Consider the following 10,412-nt stretch of genomic DNA (forward strand, 5'->3'; position numbering starts at 1 on the left):
AGTCGCCGCAGACGGGTTCCGGCGCCGACTCCGGTCCCTCGCCCTCGCCCTCGCCCTCGCCGACCAGCACCGCGGCGACGCCGCCGCCCATCCTCGGCACCGACATCACGGCGGTCGGCGACTCGGTCATGCTCGCCGCCGCGCCCGAATTGCAGAACGCGCTGCCCGGCATCGCCATCGACGCCCAGGTCTCGCGCAGCATGTGGCCGGCCACGGGCATCCTGTCGTCGCTCGCGAACGACGGTGCCCTGCGTCCGACGGTCGTCGTGGGCCTGGCGACCAACGGCGGCGTCGATCCCGACCTGCTCGCCGACATCCTCGGGATCGTCGGCCCGGACCGCACCCTGGTGTTCGTGAACGCGCACGCGCAGCGCAGCTGGATCCCGGGCGGCAACGCGACGCTCGCCGACTTCGCCGCCGCGTATCCGAACGTCACGGTCGCCGACTGGGACGGTGCCATCACGCCCTACCCTGACGACCTCGCCGGCGACGGCATCCATCCGCAACCCGCGGGCGGCGACATCTATGCGGCGGTCGTCACGGGGGCGATCGCCCAGGCGCACCTCGACGAGGCACAGGCCGCCGACGCAGCCGCGAAGGCCGCGGCCGATGCCGCCCGGGAGGCGGCGAAGGCGGCGAAGAAGCCCGCGGCGGCGACCGCTCGTCCCGATGACACGCAGCACGACGATTCGCACTCCGTCCCGACCCCCACGCCGACGCCGTGACGGCGGTCCTGCTGATGGGGGCGGGGGTGGTCACCCTGAACCTGTATGCGCTCGCCCTGGTCCTGCTGCGCGCGCCGGTGTATCGCGTTCCGCTGTATCGGCCTATGGTGCTGAACCTGGCGCTGTCTGCCGCGCCGGCCCTGGTTCTGGCGGCCACCCTCGCCATCGAGGTCGCCGTCGATGCCCGCGCCTCGTCGCCCGTCCCCTGGATCATCCTGGTGATCGGGGCCGTGGTGTGGCTACTGCTCCTGCCGAACTCGGCCTACCTGATCACGGAGCTCAACTTCACGCACCGCCGCGAGGGCGAGGTGGTGCCGCTGTGGTTCGACATCGTCGCGACCCTGGCACTGGCGATGTCCGGGGTGTTGAACGCGCTCGTCAACGTTTTCGTGGTCCAGATGCTCGTGGTGGCGATCTGGTACGAGGACGACGCCGCCCCCTTCACCCGTGCGGACTCTTGGCTGGTGGTCGCCGCCGTTCTCGTGCTCGTGTCGTTCGGCATCTATCTCGGCCGTCACATCCGCTTCAACTCGTGGGACCTCGCGCGCCCGATGAGGTTCGCGCGGCTGCTCGTCGCGCACTTCGCGGCGCCGGGACGAGTGACCGAGGCCGTGGGCTTCTGCGTCGTGCACACCCTTCTGCTCGGCATCCTCTACGCCGTGGTCGCCCTGCCTCTGGCGGTGTCGGTCTGAGTCGCGTGCGGGTCCCGCGCCGCCGGACGACGCCGCGGGACCCGGGCGTTCACGACGGGGGGAGCGCCGTCTCCTGCAGCGCACCCTCCGCGTTGATCTCGAGGGTGAGGTCGACGTCGAGTCGCCGCAGGAACGCATCATCGTGGCTGACGATGAGCACGGCGCCGCGATAGGTGCGCAGCGCCTCGACCAGCTGATCGACCGTGTCCAGGTCGAGGTTGTTGGTCGGCTCGTCCAGCACCACCAGGTGGGGCGCCGGGTCCGCCAGGAGGAGTCCCGCCAGGGCCACGCGGAACCGCTCGCCCCCGGACAGCGCCGCGACAGGGCGCTCGACGGTCGCTCCACGGAGGAGGAACCGGGCCAGGCGGTTGCGCAGCTCCTTCTCCGGCACGTGCGGGGCCCGGCGGGCGATGTTGTCGAACACCGACGCGCCCTCGTCGAGGCCGTCCACGCGCTGCGGAAGGTAGCCGATCCGGTCGGTGAACGCCTCCGCCCGCAACTCCGGCCGGTCGTCCCTCGGGAGGTCAGGCCCGGAATCGGCCGCACCGGGTGTAGCCGCCGCGATGGGGTCGCGATCTCCTGTGTCGCGAACACCGCTGGCGACGAGCCGTTCGAGCAGGGTGGTCTTGCCGGCGCCGTTGCGACCGATCAGTGCCACGCGCTCGGGGCCCTGCACGATCCAGGAGCGCTCGCCGTCTCCGAGCTCGGCGATGCGGCGCGCGCGGGAGACCTGCGGGTCGGGGAGCTCGATCTTCATGGTGTCGTCCGAGCGGATCCGGCGCCCGGCCTCGTCGTGCGCGGTGCGGGCCGCCTCCTCCTTCGCCCCGACCTCGGTGCGCAGCTTGCCCGCCGAGACCTCGGCGGCCATCTTCCTGCCGTGTGCGATGATCTTCGGCACGCGCTTCTCGACCTCGGCCTTCTTGGCGGTGCGGGCGCGGTGGGCGAGCTTGACCTCCGCCTCGATGCGCTGCCGCTTCTCCTTGCGCAGCGCCTGCGCCGCGGCGACCTCGGCCTGCCGCGCCGCGTCCTGCTCGGCGTCCAGCCACGCGCGCCACTCGGAGTACGGCCCGCCGAACACGCTCAACGTCTGCCCGTAGAGCTCGGCGGTGTCGTCCATCAGCTCGAGCAACGACAGGTCGTGGCTGACCACGATGAGCGTGCCCTTCCACGCCTGCACCATCGCGCCGAGCGTCGCCCTGGCGTCGCGGTCGAGGTTGTTGGTCGGCTCGTCCAGGAGCGTGATCGGCGCGCGCCGCAGGCGGATCCCGGCGATCGCGACGAGGACGGCTTCGCCGCCCGACAGCTCACCCACGGTGCGATCGAGGAACGCGGGGGCGAGTCCGGCCTCCGCAAGGGAGGCCTCCGCGCGCGCCTCGATGTCCCAGTCGTCGCCGACCGCGTCGAAGTGCGCGGGATCGACGTCGCCCGCAGTGATGGCGCGCACCGCGTCGAGCGCGGTGGAGACGCCGAGCAGCTCCGCCACGCGGCGGTCGACGTCGAGCGTCAACTGCTGCGGCAGGTACGCCACCTCGCCGGAGGTGGAGACGGATCCGGACGTGGGGGTGAGCTCGCCGGCGATCAGGCGCAGCAGGGTGGACTTGCCGGCGCCGTTGCGTCCGACCAGGCCGGTGCGCCCGGACCCGAAGGCTCCGGAGACGCCGTCGAGTGCGACCGAGCCGTCGGGCCACGTGTAGGTGAGGCGGTCGAGCACGACCGAGGGATGAACGGTGGTGGGGTATGACACGGGGTGTCTCCTGTCGAGTGCGGGGGTGCACTGACACCGGGGCCCGGGGTGGCGCGAACGGGTCGCACCCGGAGGGCGGGGTCTGCCGGGGAGTCGGCGATCGTCGGGTCAGCGCGCGGAAAGAGGAGCGCGGAGGCGACGATTCAGATCAAAGGACTTCCAGACACGGCGGACAGGACGCCACGACGATACCCGGGCGTGTCGGCGTTCGCAACTCCCGGGCGTGTCGCGCCTCCGTCGCACGGGGGATGCCGGCACCGCGACGGATGCGTAGCGTGGGAGGCATGGCGGATCGGAACCCCAGCCCGGAGGAACTCCGGGCACGCACCGGCCTCGGCGTCGGCCTCGCGCTCGGCGTGGCGATCGGCGTGTCCCTCGGCATGGCGATGAAGAACTGGGCCCTCGGCATCGGCATCGGTCTGGCGATCGGCGTGGCTCTCTCGGTCGCTTTCCGCGGCTCCGGGCGGGCGGACCCGAGCGGGCCGGACGGCGAGCGAGACCCGGGGCATCCGGAGGACGGGGTGGACGGGGGTGAGCGGGAGCGCCCGGAAGCTGCGGCGGACCCGGGAACTCCGGTCGACCCGGGGCATCCGGGGGAGCGCGGTCAGGACGGGCGGGACCCCTCCGCCTGATCCGCGTCGATCCCGTCGACCCAGGTCGTGAGGAAGCGGTGCACGTCGCCGAGCTCGTCCTCGGAGATGCTGTGCGTGAGGCCGCTGTAGACGCGGCCGGACAGGTCGGCGTGCGACGGCAGCCACTGGGCCGTGTGGTCGATGAGCGCCGGAGGGATCACGTCGTCGTGCGTGCCGCGACCCCAGAACACGCGGGGCCGGAGCTCCGTCAGCGCGTCGTCGCCCGGCAGCGGCTCCGGTGCGACATAGCCGCTCAGTGCGACCACGGCGTCGAAGCGCTCCGGCGCGAGCCGCAGTGCCTGCAGTGACACGGCCGCGCCCTGCGAGAACCCGAGCAGCGCGACCGACGGGGCGTCGCCCGCCGCGGCGCCGAGCCAGCGGAGGAACGCCTCCGCCGCGAGCGTCACGGCGGTCGAGCTGCGCCCGTCCAGGCCCTCGATCGGGTACCAGGAGCGTCCGGGCTGGGGCCACGGCGGCGCGAGCGGTGCGGCGACAGAGGCGACGGCGAGTCCGCCGGGCAGGTAGGGGACGAGCCCGAACAGGTCGTGCTCGTCGGCGCCGTACCCGTGCAGCAGGACCACGAGGGGGAGCCCGGCGCGCTCCGCCGTCGACCAGCGGGTGGCGGTGTCGTCGATCGTCAGAATCTCACTCACCCCGTCATCCTGCCAGGCGGCACCGACGCGCCGCCGGTGTCCCTCGTCGGAGGGTGCTGATAGAAAGGACGCATGGCGGTGCGCACACCCGATCCCGATCCGGAGCCCGACGACGAGGGCCTCGGCGCGTTCCGCGACGTCACTCCGCCGGCGCCGGACGCGAACCCCGGCTGGCTCAGCGACGTGGAACTCGAGGAGGCGCGTCGACGCCTTCCCATGCTGTACGTCGAGGCGATCCCGGTCCGCACCGACGGCTCCGGTCAGGTCACGGAGATCGGCATCCTCCTGCGCTCCACGCCGATGGGGGAGATGACCAGGACCATCGTGTCGGGTCGCGTGCGCTTCGGGGAGACGATCCGCGACGCCCTGTTCCGTCACGTCGAGAACGACCTGGGGCCCATGGCCTTCCCGCTCCTTCCCCCGCAGCCGCTGCCGTTCACGGTGGCGGAGTACTTCCCGATCCCCGGGGTCAGTGCCTATCACGACGACCGCCAGCACGCGGTGTCGCTGGCGTTCGTGGTGCCGGTGACCGGGACGTGCGAGCCGCGGCAGGACGCGCTGGAGGTCACCTGGTTCTCTCCCGAGGCTGCCGCGTCCGACGCGGTCGCCGCCGAGATGGAGGGTGGCCGGGGCACGCTCATCCGGCACGCCCTGGCGAGCCTGGGCCTGCTGCGCTGACCGCGCGCTGACGGCCCCGGGAGCGGGGCGTCGCGCTGTTCGTCGTGCCTCGGCGGACGGGGATGATCGCCGTTCCGTGGAAAAGTCTTGCGCTGTCGCCGATCAATGGGCTAAAGATTAGACCATTGATCCAATCGGCAAAGGATGCTTCGACATGGATGCTTCGACAACGACGTCGCCCTCCGCAGAACAACCCCGCGAGCGCAACCTCCGCGGCAACCTCGGGGCGGTGGCCGTCACCTTCATGGTGATCGCCGCCGCCGCGCCCCTCACCGTGGTCGGCGGCATCGTGCCGATCGGCTACCTGCTCGGCAACGGGATCGGCTTCCCGGTCATGTTCCTCGTGGCCACCGTGATCCTGCTGCTCTTCTCCGTCGGCCTCACCGCGATGAGCCGCTACCTGCCCCGCGCCGGCTCCTTCTTCGTGTTCATCACGCACGGACTCGGTCGCACCCCCGGCCTCGCCGCCGCCTACCTCGCCCTGGTCTGCTACACCACCGTGCAGATCGCGGTGTTCTCCTACCTCGGCGCCACCATCTCATCGAGCATCGCGCTGCTCGGCGGGCCCGAGATCCCCTGGTGGCTGCTCACCCTGGTCTCCGTCGCGCTGGTCGGTGCGCTCGGGTACCGGCAGATCGAGCTCAGCTCGCGCGTGCTCGTCGTGGTGCTGCTCGCCGAGATCGGGATCGTCGTCCTGCTGGGGCTCGTCATCCTCGTCACCGGCGGAGCCGACGGCGTGACCTTCGGCTCGTTCGTCCTGCAGAACGTGCTCTCCGGGGCACCCGCGCTCGGGCTGATGTTCGCCATCGCCAGCTTCATCGGGTTCGAGTCCACGGTGGTGTACCGCGACGAGGTGCGCACGCCGGAGCGCACCATCCCGCGCGCCACCTACGCCTCCGCGATCGTGATCGGCGTCTTCTACGCGTTCGCCGCCTGGACCGTGGTGGTCGGCGTGGGGGAGGGAGACGTGATCGGCGAAGCCGCCGCCGACCCCACGACCCTCATCACCCGCGTCACCGAGCAGTACCTCGGCCCGGTCGGCTCGGTCGCCGTGGCCCTGCTGTTCCTGGGCAGCATGTTCGCGGCGGTGCTCTCGCTGCACAACGTGCTCACCCGCTACCACCACGCCATGGCCAACGCCCGCGTGCTGCCCGACCGTGTCGGCAGCGTGCACACCCGACACGGATCGCCCCACGTCGCCTCGCTGGTGCAGGTCGCCACCTCGGGCGTCGCGATCGCCCTGCTCGCCATCCTCGGCTTCGCGCCGGAGAACATCTTCTCCTGGTTCGCCGGCATCGGCACCCTCGCGATCGTGATCCTCATGGCCGTGACCTGCCTCGCCGTGATCGTGTACTTCGCCCGCACCCGCGCCCTGCGCAGCCCCTGGCACACCGTGATCGCCCCCGGCCTCGGACTGCTCGGGCTGGCGGTGTCCGCCGTGCTCATCGCCGCGAACTTCCCGCTGCTCGTCAGCGACGTCGACGCCGACGGCAACCCGGCGTGGGGCGTCATCAGCATCACCCTCGTCGCCGTCGTGATCATCGCCCCGGTGATCGGCCTGGTGCAGGCGGCGATCATGCGGGCGAGCGCACCGGCGGCCTACGCCCAGATCGTGCGGCGCTTCGACGAGAACGCCTGACCCCGAACCGAAGGATGGACATCATCAGTCTCCCCGCCCTGCCCCGGCCCCTGATCGGCATCTCCGGTCGTCGCACCAGCGGCGCGGCGATCGGCGCCCCGTACGGCTTCGCCGACGCCCCGCTGGAGGCGTACCTCAGCGAGTACGCCACCTCGGTGCTCCGCGCCGGCGGCCTGCCCGTGCACCTGCCCATGGATGCCGACCCGGCCGAACTCGTGGCGCGGCTCGACGGCGTCGTCATCGTCGGCGGCGACGACGTGGACCCGCGCCGGTACGGGCAGACCCCCGGCCCGTTCACGCCCCTCGTCGACCCGCAACGCGACGAGTTCGAGTCGGGGCTGATCCTCGCCGCGATCGAGCGCGCGCTGCCGCTGCTGGGGGTGTGCCGGGGAGCGCAGCTGCTCAACGTGGTCCGCGGCGGCACCCTGCATCAGCACCTCGCCGCGGGCGAGGGCGAGTCGCACGGCTCGTACGCCTACCCCCGCGCCCACCGGGTGCACGAGGTGCGCACGGCAGAGGGCAGCGTCGTGCACGGCCTCTACGGCGAGAGCACCCGCGTGAACTCGTTCCACCACCAGGCGGTCGACGCCCCCGGCGCCGGGGTGACCGTGACCGGCTGGGCGCCCGACGGCGTCGTCGAGGCGATCGAGCTCGATGGGCTGCCGGTGGTGGGCGTGCAGTGGCACCCCGAGACCTTCGGCGGTGACCCGGTCTTCGACTGGCTCGTCGATCAGGCGTCCGCGCACACCGCGGTCGCCCCCACCCCCGCGACCGAGAGCGTCGCCTAGGCGCCGCAGACGCACGAACAAGGAGAGACACCATGCGACACGCAGACAGGAACGCCTTCATCACGGGCGCAGGATCCGGGATCGGCCGCGAGACCGCCCTCCGCCTGGCGAGCGAGGGGGCACGCATCCTCGTCACCGACGTCTCGGCCGAGGGCGTCGCCGAGACCGTGCGCCTGATCGAGGCGACCGGCGGCACGGCGCTCGCGGCGGTGGTGGACGTGCGCTCGCGCGAGCAGATCCGCGCCGCGGTCGCGCAGGCCGCCCAGGCGTGGGGAGCCCTGCACCTGCTCGTCAACAACGCCGGCGTTGTCACCGAGCACTCGTTCGAGACGCTGACCGAGGAGGCGTGGGACTTCGTCTTCGACATCAACCTCAAGGGCCAGTTCCTCGTGGCGCAGGAGGTGGCGCCGCTCATCGCCGAGTCGGGCGGCGGCGCCATCGTCAACCTCTCCACCGTGGAGGCACTGGTCGTGGTGACCAGCACCGGCACCGCGCAGCCGCACTACAACGCCAGCAAGGGCGGCGTGCCCATGCTCACCAAGGCGCTCGCGGTCGAGCTCGCGGCCAAGAACATCCGCGTCAACTGCGTCGCCCCCGGCCCCATCGCGACCGACTTCTTCGACTACGAGAGCGTCACCAGCCCCGAGGCGCTGGAGTTCATGAAGCAGCGGCTGCTCGTACCGCGGGTGGGCCTGCCGAGCGACATCGCCGCGGCCGTATCCTGGCTGCTCAGCGACGAGGCGTCCTGGATCGACGGCATCCAGCTCCCCGTCGACGGAGGGTGGCTGACGCGATGATCGACGACGTGCGCCTGGCGCCGGACGAACTGGAGGCCGCGGGGATCCGCACCGTGATCGTCGCGACGCCCGACCTCCAAGGTCGGCTCGTCGGTCGCCGCATCCCCGTCGAGGGCTTCGGCCGGGTCGTGGCGAACGGCGTCGACATCTGCACCTGCGCGTGGGCGTGGGACATCGATCAGGGGCTCGAGCTGATCGACCAGAACCGCTTCGCCCTGTGCGGCATGCACAACGGCGTGCCCGACGTCACGCTGCTCCCCGACCTCGACACCCTGCGCCCTGCGGCGTGGCTGGAGGGTGTCGCGATCTGCCTCGCCGACCCGGTCGACGTGCACACGCACGAGCCGATGCCGCTGTCGCCGCGGGTGATCCTGAAGCAGGAGCTGGCGCGCCTGCGCGACCTCGGTCTCACGCCGCTCGCGGGCACCGAGCTGGAGTTCTACCTGTTCCGCAACGACCCGCGGGAGCTGCGCCGCTCGGGGTTCCGCGACCTCGATCCGACGACCCTCACCCCCTCCGACTTCATGATCCACGAGGGCAACCTCTACGAGCCGTTCTTCCAGAGGCTGCGGTCCGACCTGCGCGCGAGCGGCATCCTCGTCGAGGCCGCGCAGAGCGAGTGGGGTCTCGGGCAGTGGGAGATGACGTTCGAGTACGGCGATCCGCTGGAGATGGCCGACCGGCACGCGCTGTACAAGCTCGCGGTGCGTGACACCGCCGCCCGGGCGGGCATGTCGGCGACCTTCATGGCGCGTCCGCTCAACGACCAGCCGGGCTCGTCGTGCCACGTGCACGTGTCGTTCGTCGACGACGAGGGCACGGCACTCTTCTGGGACGACTCCGACCCCGATCACCTCAGCCCCCGCATGCGCTCGGCGATCGCCGGGGCGCTGGAGCACGCGCCGGCGCTGATGGCGTGGTACGCCCCGACGGTCAACTCGTACCGCCGCAGCAACTCCACCGACGTCGCCGGCAGCGGGCGCACCTGGGGCTTCGACAACCGCACCACCACGGTGCGTGTGGTCGGCCACTCGCCGCAGGCGCTCCGGTTCGAGTTCCGCCTGCCCGGCGCCGACACCAACCCGTACTTCGCGCTCACGGGCATCCTCGCGTCGGCCCGCGACGGGATGCGGACGGGGGCCGAGCTCGGCGATCCGGTGCGCGGCAGCGCCTACGACCTCCCCGGCGACGGCGCCATGCCCGCTGACCCGCGGCAGGCGGGAGCGCTCTTCGCCGAGAGCGCGTTCGTGCAGGAGCTGCTGACGCCGGAGCTCATCTCGCATCAGCGCATCCTGCTCGACCACGAGTGGTCCACCTTCATGTCCCGCGTCACCGACTGGGACCTGCACCGCTACTTCGATCGGATCTGAGATGACCTTCCCCGCCCTGCGCACCTGGATCGGCGGCGTCGCCGAGGAGAGTCCGGAGGCCGACGGCTCCTGGCTGCACGACCCGAACACCGGCGAGGCCCTCGTGCCCACCGCCTCCAGCTCCCTGGAGCAGGTCGACCGGGCCGTCTCCGCCGCCCGTCGGGCGCACGACGATGGCCGCTGGCGCGGTCTCGCTCCCGAAGAGCGCGCGGTCCGGCTGGGGGCGCTGGCCGCGTGGCTGGACGACCGTGCCGAGGAGATCGCCCGCCTCGACGCGCTCAACAGCGGGGTGCCGCTCGCGGTGACACGGCTCTTCGGCGGAGCCAACGGCGCGACCCTGCGTGACGCCGCCCGCCGAGCCGTCGTCCGCGGGGACGTCGCGGAGCTCCCCGCCGAGCAGGGCGGCGTGCGACTGCACCGTGTGCCGTGGGGACCGACCGCGCTCATCCTGCCGTGGAACGCGCCCAGCGCCATGGCCGTGAAGAAGACCGCGTTCGCGCTCGCCGCCGGAGCGACCGTGCTGCTCAAGCCCTCGTCGTTCTCGCCGTGGAGCGCGCAGCTGCTGCTGGAGGGCGTGCACGAGGCGGGCATTCCCGACGGTGTCGTCGGACTCGTGCAGGGCGGCGGCGGCATCGGCCGTGCCCTGGTCGCCGACGAGCGCATCGCCGCGATCTCGATGACCGGCTCCACGCCG

General features: G+C 72.1%; 11 protein-coding genes. 9 read left to right on the top strand and 2 right to left on the bottom strand.

The features are described 5' to 3' along the window. Window positions 1-725: SGNH/GDSL hydrolase family protein (locus tag DW299_RS18865; RefSeq protein WP_446724783.1), on the top strand; the 725-nt coding region annotated here is incomplete at its 5' end. After that, complete coding sequence (locus DW299_RS03315; RefSeq protein WP_136035646.1) at window positions 722-1,417, top strand: DUF1361 domain-containing protein; 696 nt, start codon at window positions 722-724, stop codon at window positions 1,415-1,417. The genes DW299_RS18865 and DW299_RS03315, both read left to right, overlap by 4 nt. Window positions 1,418-1,466: 49 nt before the next feature. On the opposite strand, the gene DW299_RS03320 is transcribed toward DW299_RS03315, so the two are convergent. Beyond that, window positions 1,467-3,161, bottom strand: a complete 1,695-nt coding sequence (locus tag DW299_RS03320) for an ABC-F family ATP-binding cassette domain-containing protein (RefSeq protein ID WP_136035647.1) — start codon at window positions 3,159-3,161, stop codon at window positions 1,467-1,469. A 284-nt stretch (window positions 3,162-3,445) separates the two neighbouring features. On the opposite strand from DW299_RS03320, the gene DW299_RS19600 reads away from it, so the two are divergent. Beyond that, window positions 3,446-3,793, top strand: coding sequence for a glycine zipper domain-containing protein (locus DW299_RS19600; RefSeq protein WP_205814320.1), 348 nt, complete (start codon window positions 3,446-3,448; stop codon window positions 3,791-3,793). On the opposite strand, the gene DW299_RS03330 is transcribed toward DW299_RS19600, so the two are convergent. Next, window positions 3,766-4,446, bottom strand: coding sequence for an alpha/beta hydrolase (locus tag DW299_RS03330; RefSeq protein WP_136035649.1), 681 nt, complete (start codon window positions 4,444-4,446; stop codon window positions 3,766-3,768). The genes DW299_RS19600 and DW299_RS03330 overlap by 28 nt on opposite strands. A 72-nt stretch (window positions 4,447-4,518) precedes the next feature. On the opposite strand from DW299_RS03330, the gene DW299_RS03335 reads away from it, so the two are divergent. From DW299_RS03335 to DW299_RS03360, 6 genes are all read left to right on the top strand, one after another. Beyond that, window positions 4,519-5,124: a DUF4916 domain-containing protein gene (locus DW299_RS03335; RefSeq protein ID WP_136033130.1), complete on the top strand. Its 606-nt coding sequence runs from the start codon at window positions 4,519-4,521 to the stop codon at window positions 5,122-5,124. A 154-nt stretch (window positions 5,125-5,278) separates the two neighbouring features. After that, entirely contained in the window at window positions 5,279-6,763 is a 1,485-nt protein-coding gene (locus DW299_RS03340; RefSeq protein ID WP_136035651.1) for an APC family permease, read from the top strand. Window positions 6,764-6,777: 14 nt separating this feature from the next. Next, window positions 6,778-7,551 carry a gamma-glutamyl-gamma-aminobutyrate hydrolase family protein gene (locus DW299_RS03345; protein WP_136035653.1) on the top strand — a complete coding sequence of 258 codons (774 nt, stop codon included), beginning with the start codon at window positions 6,778-6,780 and terminating at the stop codon, window positions 7,549-7,551. Window positions 7,552-7,583: 32 nt separating this feature from the next. After that, a complete protein-coding gene (locus tag DW299_RS03350; protein ID WP_136035654.1) occupies window positions 7,584-8,348 on the top strand; it encodes an SDR family NAD(P)-dependent oxidoreductase in 765 nt (254 codons plus the stop codon). Further along, window positions 8,333-9,718: a glutamine synthetase family protein gene (locus tag DW299_RS03355; RefSeq protein ID WP_168443068.1), complete on the top strand. Its 1,386-nt coding sequence runs from the start codon at window positions 8,333-8,335 to the stop codon at window positions 9,716-9,718. The genes DW299_RS03350 and DW299_RS03355 overlap by 16 nt, the downstream gene beginning before the upstream one ends. Window position 9,719: 1 nt before the next feature. Beyond that, window positions 9,720-10,412: aldehyde dehydrogenase family protein (locus DW299_RS03360; RefSeq protein ID WP_136035658.1), on the top strand; the 693-nt coding region annotated here is incomplete at its 3' end.

The sequence above is a fragment of the Microbacterium sp. K35 genome (genome assembly GCF_004794375.1).
GTDB lineage: Bacteria > Actinomycetota > Actinomycetes > Actinomycetales > Microbacteriaceae > Microbacterium > Microbacterium sufflavum.